This window comes from Amycolatopsis melonis (assembly GCF_040064235.1).
Lineage (GTDB): Bacteria > Actinomycetota > Actinomycetes > Mycobacteriales > Pseudonocardiaceae > Amycolatopsis > Amycolatopsis melonis.
Genome location: NZ_JBDZYD010000006.1, coordinates 137,100 through 159,417 on the forward strand (window position 1 = coordinate 137,100; position 22,318 = coordinate 159,417).

At 71.8% G+C, this 22,318-nt stretch carries 25 protein-coding genes; 8 read left to right on the top strand and 17 right to left on the bottom strand.

Features of this window, described 5'->3' with window-relative positions:
• Position 1 precedes the first annotated feature (1 nt).
• From ABJI51_RS17510 to ABJI51_RS17525, 4 genes are all read right to left on the bottom strand, one after another.
• Positions 2-583 carry a PH domain-containing protein gene (locus ABJI51_RS17510; RefSeq protein ID WP_348952092.1) on the bottom strand — a complete coding sequence of 194 codons (582 nt, stop codon included), beginning with the start codon at positions 581-583 and terminating at the stop codon, positions 2-4.
• 25 nt (positions 584-608) lie between these two features.
• Positions 609-1,055: a pyridoxamine 5'-phosphate oxidase family protein gene (locus ABJI51_RS17515; protein WP_348952093.1), complete on the bottom strand. Its 447-nt coding sequence runs from the start codon at positions 1,053-1,055 to the stop codon at positions 609-611.
• 40 nt (positions 1,056-1,095) lie between these two features.
• Positions 1,096-1,521, bottom strand: coding sequence for an HIT family protein (locus tag ABJI51_RS17520; protein WP_348952094.1), 426 nt, complete (start codon positions 1,519-1,521; stop codon positions 1,096-1,098).
• A gap of 166 nt (positions 1,522-1,687) precedes the next feature.
• Positions 1,688-3,454, bottom strand: coding sequence for a beta-N-acetylhexosaminidase (locus ABJI51_RS17525; RefSeq protein ID WP_348952095.1), 1,767 nt, complete (start codon positions 3,452-3,454; stop codon positions 1,688-1,690).
• 119 nt (positions 3,455-3,573) lie between these two features.
• Here ABJI51_RS17525 and ABJI51_RS17530 point away from each other — a divergent pair, with 119 nt between their 5' ends.
• Complete coding sequence (locus ABJI51_RS17530; protein ID WP_348952096.1) at positions 3,574-4,623, top strand: NAD(P)H-dependent flavin oxidoreductase; 1,050 nt, start codon at positions 3,574-3,576, stop codon at positions 4,621-4,623.
• Here ABJI51_RS17530 and ABJI51_RS17535 read toward each other — a convergent pair.
• The 3 genes from ABJI51_RS17535 to ABJI51_RS17545 all read right to left on the bottom strand — a co-directional run bounded on the left by ABJI51_RS17535 (position 4,620) and on the right by ABJI51_RS17545 (position 8,295).
• Positions 4,620-6,059 carry an amino acid permease gene (locus ABJI51_RS17535; RefSeq protein ID WP_348952097.1) on the bottom strand — a complete coding sequence of 480 codons (1,440 nt, stop codon included), beginning with the start codon at positions 6,057-6,059 and terminating at the stop codon, positions 4,620-4,622. The genes ABJI51_RS17530 and ABJI51_RS17535 overlap by 4 nt on opposite strands.
• A gap of 93 nt (positions 6,060-6,152) precedes the next feature.
• Complete coding sequence (locus tag ABJI51_RS17540; protein WP_348952098.1) at positions 6,153-7,181, bottom strand: alpha/beta fold hydrolase; 1,029 nt, start codon at positions 7,179-7,181, stop codon at positions 6,153-6,155.
• A gap of 148 nt (positions 7,182-7,329) precedes the next feature.
• Positions 7,330-8,295: a quinone oxidoreductase family protein gene (locus ABJI51_RS17545; protein WP_348952099.1), complete on the bottom strand. Its 966-nt coding sequence runs from the start codon at positions 8,293-8,295 to the stop codon at positions 7,330-7,332.
• A gap of 59 nt (positions 8,296-8,354) precedes the next feature.
• On the opposite strand from ABJI51_RS17545, the gene ABJI51_RS17550 reads away from it, so the two are divergent.
• Genes ABJI51_RS17550 through ABJI51_RS17560 form a run of 3 tightly spaced genes read left to right on the top strand, consistent with a single transcriptional unit; the run spans position 8,355 to position 9,384 of the window.
• Positions 8,355-8,558: a hypothetical protein gene (locus tag ABJI51_RS17550; RefSeq protein WP_348952100.1), complete on the top strand. Its 204-nt coding sequence runs from the start codon at positions 8,355-8,357 to the stop codon at positions 8,556-8,558.
• Positions 8,559-8,569: 11 nt separating this feature from the next.
• Positions 8,570-9,028, top strand: coding sequence for a guanyl-specific ribonuclease (locus tag ABJI51_RS17555; RefSeq protein WP_348952101.1), 459 nt, complete (start codon positions 8,570-8,572; stop codon positions 9,026-9,028).
• A complete protein-coding gene (locus ABJI51_RS17560; RefSeq protein WP_348952102.1) occupies positions 9,025-9,384 on the top strand; it encodes a barstar family protein in 360 nt (119 codons plus the stop codon). Before ABJI51_RS17555 ends, ABJI51_RS17560 begins: the two co-directional genes overlap by 4 nt.
• On the opposite strand, the gene ABJI51_RS17565 is transcribed toward ABJI51_RS17560, so the two are convergent.
• The gene (locus ABJI51_RS17565) at positions 9,359-10,336 is read right to left on the bottom strand and encodes an Lrp/AsnC family transcriptional regulator (protein ID WP_348952103.1); all 978 of its coding nucleotides are present in this window, start codon (positions 10,334-10,336) and stop codon (positions 9,359-9,361) included. The two genes, ABJI51_RS17560 and ABJI51_RS17565, sit on opposite strands and share 26 nt — an antisense overlap.
• A gap of 102 nt (positions 10,337-10,438) precedes the next feature.
• On the opposite strand from ABJI51_RS17565, the gene ABJI51_RS17570 reads away from it, so the two are divergent.
• On the top strand, positions 10,439-11,749 hold the full coding sequence (locus ABJI51_RS17570) for an MFS transporter (protein ID WP_348952104.1): 1,311 nt from the start codon (positions 10,439-10,441) through the stop codon (positions 11,747-11,749).
• A 7-nt stretch (positions 11,750-11,756) separates the two neighbouring features.
• Here ABJI51_RS17570 and ABJI51_RS17575 read toward each other — a convergent pair whose 3' ends face one another.
• A complete protein-coding gene (locus ABJI51_RS17575) occupies positions 11,757-12,530 on the bottom strand; it encodes an enoyl-CoA hydratase family protein (protein WP_348952105.1) in 774 nt (257 codons plus the stop codon).
• Between the two features lie 38 nt (positions 12,531-12,568).
• Entirely contained in the window at positions 12,569-13,072 is a 504-nt protein-coding gene (locus tag ABJI51_RS17580) for a DUF3291 domain-containing protein (RefSeq protein WP_348952106.1), read from the bottom strand.
• A gap of 143 nt (positions 13,073-13,215) precedes the next feature.
• Here ABJI51_RS17580 and ABJI51_RS17585 point away from each other — a divergent pair, with 143 nt between their 5' ends.
• Positions 13,216-14,631, top strand: a complete 1,416-nt coding sequence (locus ABJI51_RS17585) for an RICIN domain-containing protein (protein WP_348952107.1) — start codon at positions 13,216-13,218, stop codon at positions 14,629-14,631.
• A gap of 125 nt (positions 14,632-14,756) precedes the next feature.
• Here ABJI51_RS17585 and ABJI51_RS17590 read toward each other — a convergent pair whose 3' ends face one another.
• The 7 genes from ABJI51_RS17590 to ABJI51_RS43580 all read right to left on the bottom strand — a co-directional run bounded on the left by ABJI51_RS17590 (position 14,757) and on the right by ABJI51_RS43580 (position 20,518).
• Positions 14,757-15,500: a sirohydrochlorin chelatase gene (locus ABJI51_RS17590; protein WP_348952108.1), complete on the bottom strand. Its 744-nt coding sequence runs from the start codon at positions 15,498-15,500 to the stop codon at positions 14,757-14,759.
• Entirely contained in the window at positions 15,497-16,759 is a 1,263-nt protein-coding gene (locus tag ABJI51_RS17595; protein WP_348952109.1) for a sulfate adenylyltransferase subunit 1, read from the bottom strand. Before ABJI51_RS17595 ends, ABJI51_RS17590 begins: the two co-directional genes overlap by 4 nt.
• The gene (gene cysD, locus ABJI51_RS17600) at positions 16,759-17,679 is read right to left on the bottom strand and encodes a sulfate adenylyltransferase subunit CysD (RefSeq protein WP_072477477.1); all 921 of its coding nucleotides are present in this window, start codon (positions 17,677-17,679) and stop codon (positions 16,759-16,761) included. The genes ABJI51_RS17595 and cysD overlap by 1 nt, the downstream gene beginning before the upstream one ends.
• Before the next feature lie 11 nt (positions 17,680-17,690).
• A complete protein-coding gene (locus ABJI51_RS17605; protein ID WP_348952110.1) occupies positions 17,691-18,386 on the bottom strand; it encodes a phosphoadenylyl-sulfate reductase in 696 nt (231 codons plus the stop codon).
• Positions 18,383-18,532, bottom strand: coding sequence for an Insertion element protein (locus ABJI51_RS17610; RefSeq protein ID WP_348952111.1), 150 nt, complete (start codon positions 18,530-18,532; stop codon positions 18,383-18,385). The genes ABJI51_RS17605 and ABJI51_RS17610 overlap by 4 nt, the downstream gene beginning before the upstream one ends.
• On the bottom strand, positions 18,529-20,223 hold the full coding sequence (locus ABJI51_RS17615; RefSeq protein WP_348952112.1) for a nitrite/sulfite reductase: 1,695 nt from the start codon (positions 20,221-20,223) through the stop codon (positions 18,529-18,531). The genes ABJI51_RS17610 and ABJI51_RS17615 overlap by 4 nt, the downstream gene beginning before the upstream one ends.
• A 106-nt stretch (positions 20,224-20,329) precedes the next feature.
• The gene (locus ABJI51_RS43580; RefSeq protein ID WP_431605624.1) at positions 20,330-20,518 is read right to left on the bottom strand and encodes a putative leader peptide; all 189 of its coding nucleotides are present in this window, start codon (positions 20,516-20,518) and stop codon (positions 20,330-20,332) included.
• Between the two features lie 60 nt (positions 20,519-20,578).
• Between ABJI51_RS43580 and ABJI51_RS17620 the strand changes: the two genes are divergently transcribed.
• On the top strand, positions 20,579-20,995 hold the full coding sequence (locus tag ABJI51_RS17620) for a VOC family protein (RefSeq protein ID WP_348952113.1): 417 nt from the start codon (positions 20,579-20,581) through the stop codon (positions 20,993-20,995).
• Positions 20,996-21,056: 61 nt separating this feature from the next.
• Positions 21,057-22,274: a radical SAM family heme chaperone HemW gene (gene hemW, locus ABJI51_RS17625; RefSeq protein ID WP_348952114.1), complete on the top strand. Its 1,218-nt coding sequence runs from the start codon at positions 21,057-21,059 to the stop codon at positions 22,272-22,274.
• The last annotated feature ends 44 nt before the right edge of the window (positions 22,275-22,318 follow it).

Consider the following 22,318-nt stretch of genomic DNA (forward strand, 5'->3'; position numbering starts at 1 on the left):
GTCAGTGGTGGCGGATGCGGGGCGTGCTGCGCAGCTGGGCGTGCAGCTGCCGGTGCCGGAGTTCCTTCCGGAGCCGTTCGACCACCGCGTCGAACAGGGCCGGGTCGAGGATCGCCGTCTGCTCGAACTGCCTCCGGTTCGGCGGGGCCGGCTTGAGCCGTCCGCGTGGCGCGTAGCGCTGCACGGAGCTCTCGACGCCACCGCCGGTGACCAGGTCGAGCCAGAGGGCGTCGCGCAGGTAGCCGTCGCCGAAGCGGGCCGAGCGGCGCGTGGTGACGTCGGCGATCTGGGACCAGGGCACGAGGCGCGTGCTGAGCGTGCCCGCCGGGAGGCGGATGCCCTCGTCGCCGATGGTGAGGTCGTGGAGGCTCTCGAAGCCCCGTTTGAGCTCGCGGGCGCGGGAAACACGGTAGCCGGCCACCGCGGCGAGCACGGTCGCCGCGTAGGCACCGCCGATCAGCCATGGCGACAGGCCGCGCACCAGCCCGAGAGCGAGAGCCACGCCGAACCCGGCGTCGGCGACGGCAAGCACGCCGATCAGGACCTTGACCGGCGTGGAGACGCGGAAGGAGGACTCGGCCAACGAACGACTCCTGGAGGCGGGAGGGTCAGGGGTTGCCGATTATCCGGTCCGCCCGGACGAACACCGCGACCCGGCGCTCTTCGGCCATCACGCGGTCGTACTCGTCCCAGTCGTCGTGCGTGCCGGTGGCGGCGATGAAGACGGCGCGCAGCAGCGCCGGCAGGCCCGCGGGGTCGAAGGCGGGGTCGGGATCGTCCGGCCCGATGAGGTGGGTGGCCCCGGTGACGGAGACCCACTTCCAGCCCCGGCGGAAGGTGAGGGTGGCATGCCCGGCCTGCCGCAGCAGCGCGAGCTTGTGCGCCCGCCCGACGGCGACGTAGGCGACGCCCGGCGCACCGGTCACCGGGTCCTCGAGGACGCCGGCGTTGACGACGGAGGAGTGGACGGTGCCGTCGGCCCGCGTGGTGGCGACGGTGGCGAGGCCGTGCTCCTGCACGGCCAGCGTGCGAACCTGCTCCAGATCAACGCTCATGCCCCAACCTAACCCGCCGGGCCGAGGAGGTGTTCCAGGATCACGCGGCGAAGTACGGCGCTAACCGTCCGCACAGAGCAGCGGGATCCCCGTGCGGCGCCCCGGCCCAGTCGACGTCCAGCCACCCCAACCCGGCCGGAGTACCCCGATGCCGCACGAAGACGTGCTGGTGAAAATGCACCCGGGCGGCCGACCGCCCGGCCACGAAGGTGTGCACGGACTCGACATCGAGTTCGGCCCGCAAGGCCCGCGCGGCAACCCACACCGCCCGGGCAATGCCGAGCGCCTCGCTTTCGGCGAGATCGGCCAGCCCGCCAACATGCCGCCGAGGCTCGACGAAGAGATACCCAAGCAGATCGGGCTCCGGCCGATGCGTGACGACGACATGGTCATCGGCCCAGACGACCGGGCTGACAAGCGGCCCCTCACCCCGATGCTTCGCACAGATCGGACACGGCTCCGGCATGTCTCCGAGGCTAACGCCGCACGGCCGAGAGCGCGCCTGGCGCGAGTAAGGGCCGCGCTTCGGCGGTCCCCTCGCGCCAGGCGCGAGGCCGTGCTTCGGTGTCGGCAGAATTTCCGCTGCCACAAACCAGTCCGGGCCCACCTCCAGGCAGGCCCGGACCGTCACCTCAGCAAGCGCCGTTGTCGGTCCACACTCCCCACTGGCCCGTCGTTCCCGGCTCCTCGCCCTGTGTCCACCACTTCGCCGTCCACTTGTGGCCGTTGTGGGACACCACGTTCCCGCCCGTGTACACCTGCGAAGCGCTCCACTCCGGCGCCGAGCACGTGCCCGGAACGCCGCCCGTGTCCCACGGAACCTGCGCAGACCGGTAGAAGTTGATCGACTGCGCCGTCCAGCGGGGGGCCTGGGCGCCCAGGCGGGTGCGGAAGGCCGTCCAGTCGTGGGTCGACCACGGGGACCAGCCCAGCTCCGCGTGCGCTGCCACCCGGGGGAACGCCAGGTACTCGATGTCCGCCGGGGTGACCACCGTTTCCGTCCACAGCGGGGATTCCACGCCGCGGACCGCGGACTCCGGTACGCCCGACAGGTACGTTCCCGGGTTCCAGCCGTACGCGTCCTGGACTTCGATGTAGCCCGCCCACGACAGGCCGATCGGGGTCGAGCTGTTGTACTTCATGTCCAGGTACGCCTTGTTCGCCGGGGACAGGATCACCTTGCTGCCGCGGGATGCCGCCGCCGAGACGCCCGCGTCCGACGTCGATGTCCCCCAGAACTGCGGTGTTGCCGACGACGGCAGCGTTGCCTTGGCGATGTCGTGCCAGCCCACCGCCGACTTGCCCGTGGCCGCCACCAGGGGCAGCACCTTGCCGATGAACGTCAGGTAGTCCGCCTGGGACGTCGCCGCCGCCTCGTCGCCGCCGATGTGGAGGTACGGGCCGGGTGTCAGGGCCGCCAGCTCGCGCAGCACGTCCGCGACGAACGTGTACGTGATGTCCTTCGAAATGCACAGCGAGCTGTAGCCCACCGCCGTGTCGGTGCGCAGGGCCGGGGCCACTCCGTTGCAGTTCAGCTCCGCGTACGACGCCAGTGCCGCGTTCACGTGCCCCGGCATGTCGATCTCCGGGATCACCGTGATGTGGCGCGACGCCGCGTAGTTCACGATGTCCGTGTACTGCGCCTTCGTGTAGTAGCCGCCCGGGCCGCCGCCGACCTGGGTGCTGCCGCCGTACGTCGCCAGGCGGGGCCAGCTGTCGATCTGGATGCGCCAGCCCTGGTCGTCCGCCAGGTGCAGGTGCAGGGCGTTGATCTTGTACTGGGCCAGCTGGTCGAGGTACCGCTTGACCGTCGCCACCGGGTGGAAGTGGCGGGCGACGTCGAGCATCGCGCCGCGGTAGGCGAACCGCGGGTAGTCGAGGATCGTCGCGCCCGGGATGCTCCACGGGCCCGGCTGGGCCGCCGGGCTTTCGACGCTGCCGGGCAGCAGCTGCCGCAGCGTCTGGGCACCCGCGAACAACCCGTCGGCCGTTGCCGCCCGGATCGTCACCGACGACGCCGTCGACACCAGCTGGTACCCCTGGGCGCCCACCGAGGCGGGCGCGCCGCTCAGCAGCAGCGCGATGCTGTCGGACGGCACGGACGCCGGCGCGTCGGACACCGGCAGCGCGTAGCCGGTCGACGGGCGCAGCACGCCCGCGAGGTAGTCGCCGACCTGCCGGGCCGGTGCCGAACCGGCTTCGGTGACGATCTTCGTCGTCGAGACCAGCGGGAAGGCGACGCCGGCCGCCGGGGTCACCGACACCGGGACGGGGACGATCGACTGCAGTGCCGGGGTGGCCGCCGCGGCCGGGGTGAGCTGGGCCGCCGTCGTGCCGGCGCCCAGCAGGGCCAGCACGGCGAGCGCGCGGCCGAGGCGCCGCGCTGGGGATGTCTTCACCGGGGACCTCCTGGTGACAGGGTGCGGCTTCGCCGTCGCACCTGCCCGGATCGTCGCATTTTCTCCCGTCATGGTCTAGACCAAAGCGGGTGGCGGGCCGCGGGACTACGCTCGCGGGCATGTTCGACGAGCTGACCTTTCCCATCGTCGCCGCGCCGATGGCAGGCGGGCCGACCACCCCGGAACTGACCGCCGCCGTGAGCGAAGCCGGGGGCTTCGGATTTCTCGCCGCCGGCATGCTCACGCCCGCCGCGCTGGCCGCGCAGATCGACCGGACCCGGGAGCTGACCGGACGGCCGTTCGGGGTCAACCTCTTCGTCCCGCAGCCGGACACCGGGGCCGACGTTTCGGCCCACCGCGCGCGGTTGCAGGCCTTCGCCGACCACTACGACGTCGAGCTGGGCGAGCCGAAGTGGGACGACGACGCCTATCCGGCGAAGCTGGACGTCGTGCTGGAGAAGCGGGTGCCGGTGGTGTCGTTCACCTTCGGGCCGCCGTCGCCGTCGGAGGTGCTGCGCCTCAAGGAGTCCGGGAGCAAGGTGGTCGTCACCGTGACGACGCCGGAGGCCGCGCAGCGGGCCGCCGATCTCGGTGCCGACGCCCTCGTCGTGCAGGGCTTCGAAGCGGGCGGGCACCGGAGCCTGTTCACCGACGATCCCGCCCTGCCCGGCGGCGGCGCCGAATACGGCGTCCTGGCCCTGCTGCGGCTCGTCGCCGCCCGGGTCGACCTGCCGCTGATCGCCGCCGGCGGGCTGGTGCACGGCGGTGACGTCGCCGCCGTGCTCGCCGCCGGGGCCGTGGCCGCCCAGCTGGGCACGGTCTTCCTGCGCGCCGACGAGGCGGGCACCGCGGAGGCCCACCGCAAGGCACTGGCGCTGGCCGAGCGCGAGACGGCCTTCACCCGCGCCTTCAGCGGCCGCCCCGCGCGCGGGCTGGTCAACCGGTTCATGGCCGAGCTGTCCGACGGCGCGCCCGCGGCGTATCCGCAGCTGAACCACCTCGGCGGCCCGGTGCGCAAGGCGTCGGCGAAGGCCGGTGACCCCGAGGCGATGTCGCTGTGGGCGGGCCAGACCTACCCGCTCGGCTACGACGCCTCGGCCGCGGTCATCCTGGAACGGCTGAAGGTCGAGGCACGCGAAGCCGCCGCGCGCCTCGACCGGTTCCGCTAGCCGCCGGTGCGGTTGAGCACCGAGTGCCGCCTGCTGTAGGCGAAGTAGACGATCATGCCGAGGACGAACCAGACCGCGAACCGCAGCCAGGTCGCCGGCTGCAGGAACGTGATCAGCCAGATCGAGAACACCACGCCGATCGCCGGCACCGCCGGCATGCCCGGCGTCTTGAACGTCCGCGGCAGGTCGGGGCGCTTGTAGCGCAGCACGATCACGGCGACGCAGACGACCACGAACGCCAGCAGGATGCCGATGTTGGTCAGCTCCGCGGCCTCGGCGATGGGCAGCAGCCCGGCGATGATCGCCGACGCGCCGCCGAGGATCCAGGTCATCCGGCTCGGCACCTGGCGCTTCGGGTTCGTCTTGCCCAGCCACGGCGGCAGCAGCCCGTCGCGGCTCATCGAGTAGCCGACGCGGGTGGCGCCCATCAGGAACGTGAACAGCACGGTGAGGATGCCGACGATCGCGCCGATCGCGATCACCGTGGCCAGCCCGTCGAGGCCGACGGATTTGAACGCCGAGGAGAAGCCGCTCTTCGGGTCGATCTCGGTGTAGTTCTGCATGCCGGTCAGCACCAGGCAGGCCAGCACGTACAGCACCATCGAGATGGCCAGCGAGTAGAGGATCGCCTTGGGCATGTGCCGCTGCGCGTCCTTGGACTCCTCGGCGGCGGTCGACATCGCGTCGTAGCCGAAGACGGCGAAGAACACCGTCGCCGCGCCGGTCACCGCGCCGCCGAAGCCGGCCGGGGCGAACGGCGTGTAGTTGCCGGTCTTGACGTAGAAGAAGCCGACGAGCACCACGACCAGCACGATGAGGACCTTGAGCCCGACCATCGCCGTCTCGAAACGGGCGGCGCTGCGGATGCCGCGGTTGAGCAGGTACGCGATCAGCAGGCACAGCAGCGCGGCGAACAGGTCGACCTTGTGGCCCGGCCCGGTGCCGGGCGCGCCGAGCATCCACGCCGGCAGGTCGAGGCCGAGCTGGCCGAGCAGGAAGTTGAAGTAGCCGGAGATGCCGATCGCCACCACCGACACGATCGCGGTGTACTCCAGCAGCAGGTCCCAGCCGATGAACCAGCCGACGACCTCGCCGAGGACCGCGTAGCCGTAGGTGTAGGCCGAGCCCGCCTTCGGGATCAGGCCGGCGAACTCGGCGTAGGAGAACGCGGCCGCGGCGCTGGCGACACCGGCGATCAGGAAGGAGATGAGCACGGCCGGGCCGACGCCGGGGATGCCTGCCGCCGGGTCGCCGTGCGCGACGCTGCCGGCGAGGGCGAAGATGCCGGCGCCGATGATGCCGCCGATGCCGATGGCGGTCAGCTGCCACAGCCCGAGCGTGCGTTTCAGGCCGCTTTCGCCGGGGTCGGAGATCTGGTCGATCGGCTTGCGCCGGAAGATGCCGGAGCTCGCGCCCAGGCCCTCAGGTGCGGACATCGTCGTCTCCCCAACGGTCGGTGGAAAGGCCCGGATCGCGGGCCCACCGCGGGAACCTACCGGCAACCGGGCGTCGGCACAGCGTGAGTTTCGTCAGCCCGCCGCGGTGTCCTCGCGCACGGCCCGCGGTGCCGTCGCGGCGGCCCGCCTGGCCTGCGTGGTCCGGACCGCGCTCGCCGCGAAGAAGCCGAGCAGCTCGGCGATCTCCACCGGGTCGTCCAGCTGCGGGCAGTGCCCCCAGTCCTCACGGACCAGCAGCCTGCTGTGCGGCACCAGCGTGTGCAGCTGCCGCCCGGACGCGGCGGTGACGAGCTTGTCCTTGCCGCAGGCGACGACCAGCAGCGGCACCTTGACCGAGTCGAGGCGGTAGGCGTCGGCCAGCTCGGCGACGAGCTGGCGGGCCTGTTCCAGGCGGGTCTTGGTCGCGCGGTAGTCCGGGAAGAGCGCGGTGAACCGCTGCACCTGCGACGCGTCGGCCGCGCCCGAGTCGGCGTAGAGCAGCCGCGGGACGACCTGCTCGGCGACCTTGCGCACCAGGAAACCCGGCACCGGGACCGGCAGCGACGAGTACAGCCGCAGCGGCAGCGGGTAGCGCGCCACCGTGCGGATCAGCCACGAGTCGACGAACCCCGGCGCGGCGATGGACACCACACCCGAGATCGGCAGCCGGCTGTTCTGGGCCGCGCGCAGGCTCATCGTGCCGCCGAGGGAGTTGCCTGCCAGCACGACCGAGCCGAGCACTGCCTGTTCGCGGACGACGGCAGCGGTGAACGCGTCGAGCTGCGGCAGCATCGGCCCGGGGCGCAGCGGCTGGGCGTCCCCGAAGCCGGGCAGATCGACCGCGACCGCCGGAATCCCGGCGGTCGCGAGCTGTTCGAGGGCGGGGCGCCACGTGTCGGCGCTGTCGCAGTAGCCGTGCAGCAGCACCAGCCGCGGTGCGGTGGGCCGGGCGGGTGCGGCCCGGCGGCGCAGCGAGCGGCGGGGCAGCTCCGGATCCTGGGCGGGTTCGCCGACCTCGAGGACACGGGTGCGGACGCCGGCGTAACGCCGGAAGGAGACCCGGATCGGGTCACTGGGCCGGCCGCCCGGTACCGCCGGTGCGGGCCGCTGCGTCGCGGTCATGTCTCCAGATTAGCGGCCCGGCGTGGAGAATTGGTCGAATTCCGGTGCTAACGACCTTGTCTCGAAGTGGGTACGCAAAATGTTCACCGGATGCGGAAAACCGGTGCGCGCTGTGCGGAATCTCCGATCCGCACAGCGCAGCGGGGGTCTAGCGGGTGAAGACGATCTTGCCCGCGGTGTCGCCGTCGAGCATCGCCTGGAACCCCTTCGGCGCCTCGGCGAAAGTAAGTTCCGCGCCGATCTGCGGCCGGACGCCGGTCAGGTCGAGGTAGGCGAGCAGGTCCGCCAGCTCGTCGCGGGTGCCCATGGTCGAGCCGGCGACGCGCAGCTGGAGGAAGAACACCCGCTGCAGCTCGGCATGTGCGTCCGGGCCGCTGGTCGAGCCGGAGACCACGATGATGCCGCCCGGCTTGAGGGACTTGACCGAATGCGACCAGGTCGCCTTGCCGACGGTCTCGAACACCGCGTCGACGCGCTCGGGCAGCCGCGCGCCCGACTCGAACGTCTCGTGCGCGCCGAGGCTCGCCGCGAGCGCGCGCTTCTCCTCGGTCCGGCCGGTCACCCAGACCCGGAACCCGGCCGCGCGGCCGAGCTGCACCAGCGCCGTCGAGACGCCGCCGGAGGCACCCTGCACCAGCATCGTCTGGCCCGGCCGCAGCCCCGACTTCACGAACAGCATCCGGTAGGCGGTCAGCCAGGCCGTGCCCATGGTCGCGGCTTCGGCGAAGCTCAGCGCGGCCGGCTTCGGGACGACGTTGCGCGCGGGCACGACGACCTGGTCGGCGAAGGTGCCCTGGTACTTCTCGGTGAGCAGCGTGCGCTTCGGGTCGAGGGTGTCGTCGCCCTGCCAGCCCGGCGCGTTGATCACCGAGTGGATGACGACCTCGGAGCCGTCGTCGAGGGTGCCCGCGCCGTCGCAGCCGAGGATCATCGGGAACTGCTCCGGCTTGATCCCGACCCCGCGCAGCGTCCAGAGGTCGTGCATGTTCAGGCTGGCCGCCTTGACGTGCACGCGGACCCAGCCGTCGGGCACGTCGGGTTCGGGGCGCTCGCCCACGACGAGCGAGTCCAGCGGGCTGTCGGCGTTGGGTTCCTGCGCGTACACGGCGAACATGCCCTGCAACGTACCGCCCCTGGAGCGCGGGGGCAGCAGAGCGCGCGTAGGCTCACACCGTGTTCAACGGGCTTGCCGACTGGTGGGACGGGGTCGAGCTGTGGCTTGCCCAGGCGTGGTTCCCGGTCCAGTTCGTGCTGGTCATGGTGGTCGTCGTGCCGCTGTGCCTGGCCGCCGCGTGGGTGCTCGACAAGCTCGTCGGGCTCTTCGCCCGGCGGCTGACCCCGGGGAGTGACGACGACCGGCCCGACGGGTCGGCATAGGCTCGCGCACCATGTTCAACCGAAGGCGGATCACCGCCGCGCTGATCGGGCTCCTCGTGCTGGTGCTGGGGGGCTGGCTGGTCAAGGACGTCCTCAGCGACGGCTCGCCGTCGTCGCCCGGGCCGAGCACCTCGGCCAGTGCACCCGCCAAGGGCGGCGCCGCCGTGCCGGGCGCCGACTCCGGGCTGCCGGTGAAGGCGCTTTCCGCGCTGCCGCCGCAGGCGGCCGACACGTGGAAGCTGATCGAGAAGGGCGGGCCGTACCCCTACCCGCGCAACGACGACGTCGTGTTCGAAAACCGCGAGAAACGCCTGCCCGCCAAGAAGTCCGGCTACTACCACGAGTACACGGTCAAGACGCCCGGCAGTCCCGACCGCGGCGCGCGGCGGCTGATCACCGGGCAGGCGCACGAGCTGTACTACACCGGCGACCACTACGCGTCCTTCGTCGTCGTGGACCCGGCCCGATGAGCGCGCCGGAGCAGGCGAAGGCCGCCGCGGAAGCGGCCTTCGCGCGGGGCGCGTACCCGCACCTGGTCAACTCGCGCCCGACCGTCGACAAGGCCAGCACGCTCACCGCGTTCGCCGAAGCACTGTCCTTTCCGGACTACTTCGGGCACAACCTCGACGCGCTCTACGACTGCCTGACCGACCTGTCGTGGCTGCCGCCGGGCGAGCACGTGCTGATCTGGCCGGGCTCGGAGGAGCTGCGCAGGGCCGAGCCGAAGACGTACCTGGCGATCCGCAGCGTGCTCTCCGACGCGCAGCGCGCACTCGGCCCGGGCACCGGCTCCTGGCGGCTCACGGTCGTCCTGCCGGACGCCTGAGCGGCGTCCCCGCACGCTTGACCGTGCGGATCACCGGCGCGCTTTCGAGCGTCTGCACGCCCGGGATCCCGGCGACGCGATCGGTGAGGTAGCGGTAGAGGTCGCGCCCGTCGCGGCAGTTGACCATGGCCGTGAGGTTCGTCGTGCCGGTGGTGGCGACGGCGAACGACGTCTCGGGGTGGCTCGCCAGCGCCGCACCCGCCGAGGCCAGGTGCGCGGGCGAGACGGTCAGCCACAGCCGGGTCTCGGACCGGAAGCCGAGCCGGGCCGGGGAGAGGTCGAGGTGGTAGGTCAGCGTCCCGTGCCGCCGCAGCAGGTCCATCCGGCGCCGCACGGTCGAGTCGGACCAGCCGGTCGCTTTCGCCAGCGCGGTGTAGCTCGCCCGGCCGTCCTGGGCGAGGGCGTCGAAGAGTGCATGGTCTTCCGGCTCCGGCGCGAGCCCGGTGCCTTCGGGAGCGGGCGGGCGCAGCCGCGCGACCTGCTCGGGGGACAGGCAGTGCAGCCCGCTCCAGCCGTCCGGGAGCGCGAAGGTGTGCAGCAGCTCGTGCGCGGAGACGGCCGTGACGCGGCTCGCCCGCGGCAGCTTGTGCAGCAGCAGGTCGTCGCGGCCGGCCGTGTCGGGGGCGTGCACGGTGCAGGAGATCTCGGTGCCGCCGGAGAGCAGGTGTACCCAGGAGACGTCGGCGCGGTCGGCGAGCGCGTCCGCGACGGCGGCCCCGGCGTCCGGTGTCGTGCGCAGCCGCAGCGTCCACGTCGTGTAGCCGGCGTCGCCGCCGCTGACCGCGCCGGTGACGCGGAGGACTCCGGCGGCGCGCAGGCGCTGGTAGCGCCGGGCGACGGTGTTCTCGGAGACGCCGAGGACCTCGCCGAGAGTGCGCAGCGGGGCCCGGCCGTCGATCTGCAGGGCGTGCACGAGCCCGCGGTCGACGTCGTCCAGGCTGACGGTTTCCATGCGTCAAGCGTATTCGATGACGGTATCCGGCAGATCTGGCGATCTTCCTGGCGGTGATCGGCGCCGCGGCCGCACCCTTCGGGGCACACGAAGGGAGATTCGATGCGTAAATGGTGGCCGTTGCTCGCCGTGTGTGCGGGCTCGTTCCTGTTCCTGCTGGACACCACCGTCGTCACGGTGGCGCTGCCGCGGATCGGCGCCGAGCTGGCGGCGCCGGTCGGGCAGCTGCAGTGGGTGCCCGACATCTACACACTGCTCCTGGCGGTGCTGATGCTCGCGGCTGGGTCACTGGCCGATCGCTGGGGCCTGCGCCGGGTGTTCCTGACCGGGCTGGCCGTGTTCGGCCTGGCGTCGCTGGCCTGCGGGCTGGCCCCGGACATCGGGACGCTGATCGCCGCCCGCGGGGTGCAGGCGGCCGGAGGTGCGGCACTGGCGGTGACCGGCTTCGCGATCCTGGCCGCGGCGTACGACGGGCCGGACCGCGGGACGGCGATCAGCGTGTTCTTCGCGGTCAACGGCCTCGGTGCGGCGGCGGGTCCGCTGGTCGGCGGTGTGCTCACCGAGTACCTGGGCTGGCCGGCGATCTTCTTCCTCAACGTGCCGGTGGCGGCGGTGACCGCGGCGTTCGCCCGGGTCGCCGTGCGGCCGGACACCCCGGCACGCCGGGGCCGGTTCGACTTCGCGGGGGCGGCGTGGTTCGCGGCCGGGGCGGCGAGCCTGGTGCACGGCCTGACCCTCGGTGTCTGGACGTCCCCGATGACGTGGGCGGCACTGGCGGTGTCGGTGGTTGCGTTCACCGGCTTCGTGCGGACCGAGCGGCGTCGCCCCCAGCCGTTGCTGGACCTGGGGTTGTTCCGCGACGGCGGGTTCACGGCACTGGTGGCGTGCGCGGCGGCGTCGACCCTGACGTTCGCGGCGCTGGTCTACGTCTCGCTGTGGCTGCAGACGGGCCCGGCACTCGGCCCGGTCGCGGCCGGGCTGGCGATGGCACCGCTGGCCGTGGCGTCGTTCCTGACGTCGACGTTCCTGGGCAAGGCCCTGCACCGCTTCCCGCCGCGGGTGCTGCTGGGCAGCGGAGTGCTGCTGGGCGCGCTGGGCTGCGTGCTGCAGCTGGGCCGCCCGTCGGTGCCGGGGATCGCGCTCGGGCTGGCGGTGACGGGAATCGGCATCGGCATCGCGGGTCCGGCAACGGGCACGGCGATCGCGGCGGCGGCCCCACCGGGACGGGCCGGGATGGCCGCGGGGATTCTCACGACGACACGCCAGTTCGGGCAGACGCTGGGGGTCGCGGTGCTCGGGATCGCTTACCAGTCAGGAGGTTTGACGCCGGTGTACGTGGTCGCCGCGGCATGCGGCGGGGTGACGGGCCTGCTCGCGTTGCTGCCGCGGAAGCAGGCCCGCGTCCCGGCCTGACCCGCTTTCAGTCCTGCGGGACCCAGTTCGGCTTGCGCTTCTGGGCGAAGGCCAGGATGCCCTCCTGGCCTTCCTCACTGGCGAAGAACTTCGCCGACAGGGCCAGCATTTCCGCGAAGCCGTCCGAGGGCGTGGCCGGGCGGGGACGGCTCAGCAGGGCCTTCGTCTCGGCCAGTGCCTTCGGGCCGCCCGCCGCCAGGGACTTGACGTAGCGGGCGACCTCCGCGTCCAGTTCCGCAGCCGGGACCGCCGAGTTCAGCAGGCCGATCTCCACCGCGCGGCGTGCGTCGAACGTGTCGCCGGTCAGGAACAGCTCGTGGGCCGCTCGGGGGGTGAGGCGGGGGAGGACCGTCAGCGAGATGATGGCCGGGACCACGCCGATGCGGACCTCGGAGAAGGCGAACGTCGCTTCCGGGACCGCCACCGCGATGTCGCACGCCGCCACCATGCCGATGCCGCCCGCGCGGGCCGGGCCCGCCAGGCGGGCCACCACCGGCTTCGGGCTGGTCCACAGCTGCTCGAGGATGCGCGGGAACTCGTTGACGCCCTGGTCGCCCGCGCCGGCGCCGCGGGCCTCCTTGAGGTCCATGCCCGCGCAGAACACCGGGCCGGTGTGGGTCAGCACGATCACCCGCACGGCGTCGTCGGCGGCCGCCGAGTCCAGCGCGGACGACAGCTCGCGGCGCAGCTGCGCCGACAGCGCGTTGCGGTTGTGCGGGGAGTCCAGGGTGATCGTGGCGGTGCCGCCCACCACGTCGTAGTGCACCAGTTCGTCAGCCATGCCCGACACCCTTGCACACTCCCCGCACGCCACCGGTGTTACGCGGGGCACAGCCAGCCGGGGTCGCCCTCGCGGGCCTCCGCGACCGGCGTGAAGTGCTGCTTCAGCGTGAAGGCCGCGGGTGTCGGGCCGTGGACGCGCAGGTGCTTGATCTTCTCCTCGGCCTCCGCGACGGCCGGCCGGTGGCCCGCCGGGACCCACCACAGCGCCGTCATCGCCTCGCGCACGTGGTGGAACCACGCGCGGCGCCGCTTCAGGATCGCCAGGTGCTCACCGGAGTAGACGAAGTCCGCGAGCGCCTCCACCGACGTCCACACGGACATGTTGGTCAGGATGCCGGACGTCCCGCGCACGTCCCACTCGAACGCGCGGATCGAGGTGGCGTCGCCGTCTTCGGTCTGCAGCCGCCAGACGAACCCGGGTGCGGTGTCGGCCAGTGCGTTCACCGGATCCAGCGCTGCGACGAAGTCGCGGAACGACGCGTCGTCGAGCGGTGCCTTCATGCGGCTGATGTTGACCTGAGCGAGTTCGAAGTTCCCCATGCGGCCACCCTACGGGCGGAACCCGGCGTCGGCGATGCGCGTTTCAGAGCGTTTCCGATCGATTCGGTTCGGAAGTCTGGGCAGCTCAGGCCGCTTCTGTTACCTGTGTCACCCGGAGGACTTTCGGTCGGAAGGATACGCCGATGAGATGGCTGTCGAAGGTGTTCAGGCTGCTCGCGCTGTTCGCGCTCGCCGGCGGGCTGCTGGCGGGCGTCCCGCCGCAGGCACAGGCGTCGACCGCGGGGTTCCGGGGCGTCAACTGGGCCGACGCGCGTGACAACTTCGTCAACGGCGTGCTGTACGTGTCCGGGCTGACGTCCGCGGACACCTACTCCTCGGCCGCCGCCACGGCGAACCAGGTGGTCGGGCAGCTGTACTCGATCACCGGCGCCAACACGGTCCGGATGCCGATCAACGAGCCCACGGTGTCCGGCTACTGGAACACCTACACCGGGGCGATCGACGCCGCGCTCGGCAAGGGCAAGGTGATCCTGGCGTACTGGGCCTACACCGGCGGGAAGCCGCAGGACACGGCCCGGTTCCAGCAGATGTGGGACCGGGTGGTCGCGAAGTACGGCAGCAACCCGAACGCCTACTTCGAGGTCATCAACGAGCCGCACGGCTACGGCACCGGTGACCTCAACAACTTCTACAACGCCTGGCTGGCCCGCTACCCGAGCGTGCCGCGCGGCCGGGTCATCCTCGACGGCGCCGGTCTCGCCCAGAACGTCCCCGCGGTCGGCGGCGACCACCGGCTCGACGGCACGCTGCTGGCGGTGCACGACTACTCGTTCTTCGCGGGCTACGAAAGCGAAACGGAGTGGGCCGACCACATCGGCGGCTACATCGGCGCGTACGCCGACCGCACGATCGCGACCGAGTGGGGCGGCCCGATGTCGCCGGGCAGCAAGAACGGCGTCCACTACAACACGATCGACTACAGCATCCCGAGCGGATCGTTCTTCGCCGACTACGTCCGCGGCGTCAGCGCGAAGCTGCGGAGCCTCGGCATGGGCAGCGTGTACTGGCCGGGCCTGCGCGACGGCGACTGGTACAGCATGACGACGCGGTCGGGCACCCAGCTGACCCTGACGAACCCCACCGGCCTGACGCGGCTGCAGTACGCGTGGGGAGTGGGCAACGGCGGCGGCACGTACGTCCGGATCGTCAACGCGGCGACCGGCCTGTACATCGACGGCATGGGCCGCACGTCCGGCGCCAGCGCGGGGCAGGCGAGCGGCGACCCGGGCCGGTACGACCAGCAGTGGGTGATCGAGAACTCCGGCAACAAGGTCCGCATCAAGAACCGCGCGACGGGCCTTTACCTCGACGGCGCGGGCCGCACGGCCAACGGCTCCGCGGTCAGCCAGTCGGCCGGGAGCGGGAGTTCCAGCCAGCAGTGGTCGGTGGTGACCGACGCGGACAACGTCCGGATCCGCAACGGCGCCACGGGCGAGTACCTGGACGGCATGGGCCGCACCACGAGTGGCGCGGACGTCGGCCAGTACGACGGGAGCAGCAGCACGAACCAGCGGTGGCGGATCGTGGCCGCCGGCTGAGTCTGGTGCCGAGCGCCCCAAGGTGGCCTTCGGTGCGTTGGGCGCACCGAAGGCCGCCTTGGGTGCGTTGAGCGCACCCAAGGCCACATTTGGGGCGCTTCAGGCCGAAGCGAGCGGAGCCGCGGTCAGGCGGGCTGGCTCGCGCGCAGCAGGCCGGACACCGCGGTGGCGTATCGCGCCACGATGACGTCCGCGACGCGGGGGTCGTCCGCCAGCGGCTCCGCGATGAACGCCTCCGGGTCGGCCTCGCGGGCCAGCCGGGCGATCCGGTCGGGCAGGAGGCCCGGGGCCAGGAACCACGACGCCACCACGAGGTGACGCACTCCGCGGGCACGCAGCCGTTCGGCGGCCGCCGGGATGTCCGGCTGGGTGGCGCTGGCGAACGCCTCGCTCACCGGCAGGCCCAGCTTCGGCTCCCAGCGTGCGGCCAGCGCCGCCACCACCGCGTTGGCCTGGGCGTTCGACGAACCGACCGCGCTGAGCAGCACTCCTGTGCCGCGGCGGCGGGGCGCGGACGCCAGCCGGTCGAGGGCGACCGCCTCCAAGGCCGGGTCGGCGCCCAGCACGTCCGACGTCCGGACCACGAAGCCGGGGCAGTCCGCAACGACCTCCGAGACCAACGCCGGCAGGTCCACCCGCGCGTGGAACGCGCTGCCCAGCAACAACGGGACCACGACCGCCGTCCGGTGGCCGTCCGCGTACAGGCCGCGCAGGACGTCGGTCACCAGTGGTGCCGAGAGGTCCAAAAAGGACTCGTACACCGCCACGCCAGGGGCCTGGGCGCGCACGACGTCGACGAGTGCCCGCACGGTCGCCGCCGAGCGGGGGTCACGGCTGCCGTGCGCGACGGCCACCAGGGGAGGCGTCACGAGAAGCGCTCACCCACCAGGCCCGCCGCCAGCGTGTCGCCGTCCTTCGGGTCGATCACCAGGAACGCACCGGTGCGCGGGCTGACGCCGTAGTCGTCGACGCCCAGCTCCTCGGCCAGCCGCAGTGTCACGCGGCCGATGTCGTTCAGCTCCAGTGCCTCCGGTGCGTCCACACTGGACAGTGTCTGCTCGTCGAAGCGGGCGTGCAACTCGCCGACCAGTGCCTGTACCGTGCGCGTGCCGTGCTTGACCAGCACTCGCGCGCCCTCCTTCAGCGGCTTCGACGACAGCCAGCACAGCGTGCCGGTGATCTCGTCGGTCACCTGCGGTGGCGCGTCCGCGGCGGCGATCAGGTCGCCGCGGGAGATGTCGATGTCGTCGGTGAGCAGCAGCGTCACCGACGTCCCGGCGCCGGCCTCCGCCAGGGGCCCGTCCGCGGTGTCGATGCGCTCGACGCGGCTGCGGATGCCCTGCGGCAGCACGACGATCTCGTCACCCGGCCGCACCGTGCCCGCCGCGATCTGGCCCGCGTAGCCGCGGTAGTCCGGGTATTCCGGCGTGCGCGGGCGGATCACGTACTGCACCGGGAACCGCAGCGCCGAGTCGTGCGGGTCGGGCGCGACCGGCACCTCCTCCAGGTGCTCCAGCAGGCTGGGCCCGGAGTACCAGGGCGTCCGCTCCGAGCGCGTCGCGACGTTGTCGCCCTCCAGCGCGGACACCGGGATGGCGAGCACGGACCCCTGCTCGTAGCCCAGCGAGGCGGCGTGCGTGGCGAACTCCTTCGCGATCACCGTGAACGTCGCCTCGTCGTAGCCGACCAGGTCGATCTTGTTCACCGCCAGCACCAGCCGCGGGACGCCGAGCAGGGCCAGCACGGCCGCGTGCCGCCGGGTCTGCTCGACCACGCCCTTGCGTGCGTCGACCAGCAGCACCGCCAGCTGAGCGGTGGACGCGCCGGTCACCGTGTTGCGCGTGTACTGCACGTGCCCCGGCGTGTCGGCCAGCACGAACGACCGCTTGGGCGTGGCGAAGTAGCGGTAGGCGACGTCGATGGTGATGCCCTGCTCGCGCTCCGAGCGCAGGCCGTCGACCAGCAGCGACAGGTCCGGTGTGGACAGTCCCTTGTCGACGGACGCGCGCGTGACGGCGTCGAGCTGGTCGGCCAGCACCGACTTGGTGTCGTACAGCAGCCGACCGACCAAAGTGGACTTGCCGTCGTCGACGCTCCCGGCGGTGGCCAGGCGCAGCAGCGAACTCATCAGAAGTACCCCTCACGCTTGCGGTCTTCCATGGCCGCCTCGGACATCCGGTCGTCGGCGCGGGTGGCCCCGCGCTCGGTGAGCCGCGAAGCCGACACCTCGGCGATGACCTCTTCGACGGTGGTCGCGGTGGACTCGACCGCCCCGGTGCACGAGCCGTCGCCGACGGTCCGGTAGCGCACGCTCAGCTCGTGGATCTCCTCGTCCGGCCGCGGGCCGAACCACGGGCCTTCGGTGAGCCACATGCCGTCGCGGCGGAACACCTTCCGCTTGTGCGCGTAGTAGATCGACGGCAGCTCGACCTTCTCGCGGGCGATGTAGTTCCAGACGTCGGCCTCGGTCCAGTTGGACAGCGGGAAGACGCGGACCTGCTCGCCCGGACGGTGCCTGCCGTTGTAGAGGTTCCACAGCTCGGGCCGCTGCCGCCGCGGCTCCCACTGGCCGAAGGCGTTGCGCAGGCTGAAGATCCGCTCCTTCGCCCGGGCCCGTTCCTCGTCGCGGCGGCCGCCGCCGAAGACGGCGTCGAACTTGTGCTCGGCGATGGTGTCCAGCAGTGGCGTGGTCTGCAGCGGGTTGCGCATCCCGTCGGCGCGCTCTTCGAGACGGCCGTCGTCGATCCAGTCCTGTACCTTCGCGACGACCAGGCGCAGCCCGTGCCGTTCGACGACGCGGTCGCGGAACTCGATCACCTCGTCGAAGTTGTGCCCGGTGTCGACGTGCAGCAGCGGGAACGGCACCGGCGCCGGCCAGAACGCCTTGATCGCCAGGTGCAGCAGCAGCGTCGAGTCCTTGCCGCCGGAGAAGAGGATCACCGGCCGGTCGAACTCGCCCGCCACCTCCCGGAAGATGTGGATGGCCTCGGACTCCAGTGCCGCGAGGTTGTCCTGTGCCGCATCGGTCGCGGGCTCCAAGGTCGTCATGCGTCCCTTCCTCAGCCGTGCAGTCCGCACTCGGTCTTGCTCTGCCCTGCCCAGCGGCCGCTGCGCGGGTCGGCACCCGGCTCGACGCGGGCCGTGCAGGGCGCGCAGCCGATCGAGAGGTAGCCGATCGAGACCAGCGGGTTCTCCAGGATCCCGTGCTCGCGGATGTAGCCGTTGAACTCCTCGTCGGTCCACGCCGCGATGGGGTTGACCTTCACCAGGCCGTTGCGCTCGTCCCAGGTGACGATCGGGGTGTTCGCGCGGGTCGGCGCGTCCACCCGGCGGACGCCGGTGACCCACGCCGAGTAGTTCGCCAGGGTGTTGCGCAGCGGGACGACCTTGCGCAGGAAGCAGCACTGGTTCGGGTCACGCTCGTGCAGCTTCGGACCGTACTCGGCGTCCTGCTCGGCGACGCTCTGCGCGGCCTGGGCGTTGACGATCTTCACGTCCGGGTACACCGTCTGCACCGCGTCGCGGGTGCCGATCGTCTCCGGGAAGTGGTAGCCGGTCTCCAGGAAGAGAACGTCCACATCGGGCTTCACCTTCGTGGCGAGGTCGATGAGCACGGCGTCCTGCATGTTCGACGCGACGATGAAGTCGTCGCCGAACGTGTCGACGGTCCAGCGCAGTGCCTCTTCGGCGGTGGCGTCCGCGAGTTCCTTCGAAGCACGTTCGGCGAGGGTCTTGTAGTCGGCAGTGGCGGTCATCGGGAAACCTCCGGAAGGGACAGGCCGAGGAACTTGACCGAGAAAACCCGGCGACAGGCCGAACACAGCCAGCCGCCGTTCTCTTCCGGCCGCAGATCCTCGTCACCGCAATACGGGCAGTAGAACGGCGTTGCTCGGTCGGTCACTGGAGGGCGCTTTCCTCGGCGCGCGCGGCCCACTGCGGGAACCGTTCGCCCGGCTCGCGCCCGGCGACGTAGTTGCGCACGACCCGCTCGACGTAGCCGGTCAGCTCGCCCGAAGTCACCTTGTGCCCGCGCAGTTTCCGGCCGAACCCGGCGTCGAGGCCGAGGCCGCCGCCGAGGTGCACCTGGAAGCCTTCGACCTGGTTGCCGTCGGCGTCGGTGACGATCTGGCCCTTGAGGCCGATGTCCGCGGTCTGGATCCGCGCGCAGGAGTTGGGGCAGCCGTTGAGGTGCACGGTCACCGGCGTGTCGAGGTCGCCCTGGATGTCGGCCAGCGACTTCTCCAGGTCGGCGACGAGCTGCTGGGCGCGGGCCTTCGTCTCGACGATGGCGAGCTTGCAGAACTCCAGCCCGGTGCAGGCCATCACGCCGCGCCGCCACGGCGACGGCTTCGTCTCCAGCCCCAGCTCGGCCAGCTCGGCTTCGAGCGTGGCGACCTGCGCCTGCGGGACGTCGAGCACGACGATCTTCTGCTGCGGGGTCAGCCGCACCCGCGTGGACCCGGCCCGCTCGGCGGCCTTGGCGACGGCGACGAGCGTGCCGCCGGAGGACCGGCCGGCCACCGGGGCCGCGCCGACGTAGAAGTTGCCGTCGACCTGCGGGTGCACGCCGACGTGGTCGATCGGGACGGCCGGATCGATCGGCGGCGGGCCGTCGAGCAGCTCGCGCTTGAGGTACTCGTCCTGCAGCACCTGCCGGAACTTCTCCGCGCCCCAGTCCTTGACCAGGAACTTGATACGGGCGCGCGAGCGCAGCCGCCGGTAGCCGTAGTCGCGGAAGATCGAGATGACGCCTTCCCACACGTCGGGGACCTCGGCCAGCGGCACCCAGGCGCCGAGGCGCTGGCCGAGCATCGGGTTGGTGGACAGGCCGCCGCCGACCCAGACGTCGAAGCCGGGCCCGTGCTCGGGGTGGTCCACGCCGACGAACGCGACGTCGTGGATCTCGTGCGCGACGTCCGGCTGGCCGGAGATGGCGGTCTTGAACTTGCGCGGCAGGTTCGCGAACTCCGGCTTGCCGATGTAGCGGCGCTTGATCTCCTCGATCGCCGGGGTGCCGTCGAGCACCTCGGCCGCGGCGATGCCCGCGACCGGCGAGCCGAGGATGACGCGCGGGCTGTCGCCGCAGGCCTCCATCGTGGTCATGCCGGCGTTCTCGAGCTTGGCCCAGATCGTCGGCACGTCCTCGATCCGGATCCAGTGGTACTGGATGTTCTGCCGGTCGGTGATGTCGGCGGTGTCGCGCGCGTACTGCTGCGAGATCTCGCCGAGCACGGTGAGCTGGGCGGTGGTCAGCGCGCCGCCGTCGAGCCGGACCCGCAGCATGAAGTAGCGGTCGTCCAGCTCTTCGGGCTCCAGCGTCGCGGTGCGGCCGCCGTCGATGCCCGGCTTGCGCTGGGTGTAGAGGCCGAACCAGCGGAAGCGGCCGCGCAGGTCGCCGGGGTCGATCGCGTCGAATCCGCGGTGGGCGTAGATGTTCTCGATCCGCGCGCGCACGTTGAGCGGGTGGTCGTCCTTCTTGGACCGCTCGTTCGGGTTCAGCGGCTCCCGGTAACCGAGCGCCCACTGCCCTTCGCCGCGCTTCTGCTTGGCGCGCGCGGGGCGGGCGGGGGTCTGGCGCGTGGGCGTGGCCATGGGGGCGTCCTCCGAGAGGCTTTCGTGGCAGCGGAGGAGCACCGGCTCGCGGGGCCCTCCGGCGCCGGCTGTCCGAATTCGTGGCAGGTGGTGGCGGGTCGGGGAGTCAGCGAACGGGTGCGCAGAGGGCGCTGGCGACCCGCAGGAGGTCGACGTGGCGGCGGGCCACGAGCAGAACACCGGCATGAGTCACGACGTCAGCGTGCCACGCGTCCAGTATGTGGTCCAGGCCTGCCCGGATGGTGGGAGAAGGGTCACTTACCAGCGGAAACCGTGTCAACCCGCACTCTTGCACTTATCAAACCACTGTGGTTATAGTGCTACAAGTAAAGTGGTTCGAGAGAGGAACTTGGGGATGCAGGTCAAGGGGTTCGGGGCGGGGTACCTGGTCGACGACGTCGCCGCGACCACCCGCTTCTATGCGGACGTCATCGGGCTGCCGGTGACTGTCGAACTGGACTGGTTCGCCAGTGTCAACGCCGGGGCGCCCGGCTACGAGATCAGCTTCGTGCAGCGAGGGCACGAATCGGTGCCGGAGGGCTACCGCGCGCAGGACACCGCCGGAGTCCTGCTGGGCCTGGTCGTCGAGGACGCCAAGGCCGAGGCGCAACGGCTGGAAGAGGCGGGCGCCGAGCTGGTGACGCCGGTCGTCGACGAGGTCTACGGGCAGCGGCACTTCTACGTCGCCGCTCCCGAGGGTGTGCTGCTCGACATCATCGAGCTGATCCCGCCGGACCCGGCGTGGCTGGCCGCCAACGTCCCCGCGGAGTAACAGGTGTTCACCCGATCGGCCTCGCGGCACGACCGAGCGTGTCGGGGTGGACAATCGGAGGGTGCCCGAGCTGCGTCCCGAACCCGCCACCCCGATCGATCCGGTGCTGCCGGAAAGCGCGCTGAAGGGCCTCGGGAGCAGAGCGTTCGGCGTGTACGTGCACGTCCCGTTCTGCGCGACACGCTGCGGTTACTGCGACTTCAACACCTACACCGCCGGTGAGCTCGACTCCGGCTCGTCCCCGCAGTCCTGGCTCGACGGGCTGCGGCGCGAGCTGGAGCTCGCCGCGCGCGTGCTGGTCGTGCCGCCGGCCGCGGACACCGTGTTCGTCGGCGGCGGCACGCCGTCGCTGCTCGGCGCGGACGGCCTCCGCTCGGTGCTCGACGCCGTCCGCGACGTCTTCGGGCTCGCGCCGGGCGCCGAGGTGACGACCGAGTCGAACCCCGAGTCGACGTCGCCGGAGTTCTTCGCCGGGATCCGGGAAGCCGGCTACACCCGGGTCTCGCTCGGGATGCAGTCGGCCGCGTCGCACGTGCTCAAGATCCTCGACCGCGTGCACACGCCCGGCCGTCCGGGGAAGGCCGTCGCCGAGGCGCGTGCGGCGGGGTTCGAGCACGTGAACCTCGACGTGATCTACGGCACCCCGGGCGAGCGGCCCGAAGACCTGCGCGCGACGCTCGACGCCGTGCTCGCCGCGGGCGTCGACCACGTCTCGGCGTACGCGCTGATCGTCGAGGAGGGCACCGCGCTGGCCCGCCGCGTGCGCCGCGGCGAGCTGCCCGCGCCGGACGACGACGTGCTGGCCGCGGACTACGAGATGATCGACGCGATGCTCTCGGCGGCCGGGCTGCGCTGGTACGAGGTGTCGAACTGGGCGGCCTCCGACGCGGCCCGCTGCCGGCACAACCTCGGCTACTGGCGGGGCGACGACTGGTGGGGCGCCGGGCCGGGCGCGCACAGCCACGTCGGCGGGGTGCGCTGGTGGAACGTCAAGCACCCGGCGCGCTACGCCGCGCTCCTGGCCGAAGGCGGCTCACCGGCGGCCGGGGTCGAGGTGCTGACCGACGACGACCAGCACCTCGAACGGATCATGCTCGAACTGCGCGTCGCCGAAGGGCTGCCGCTGGACGTGCTGGACGGGCCCGGGCTCGCCGAAGCCCGTGCGGCGGCGGCCGAAGGACTGCTCGACGCGTCCGCTTTGGACTCCCGCGGCCGCGCGGTGCTGACCGACCGCGGACGGCTGCTGGCCGACGGCATCGTCCGCAGGCTCGCCGGGTAAGGGAATTAAATCGCCGGCTCGTGTCGTTACTTGCATCAAGCAAC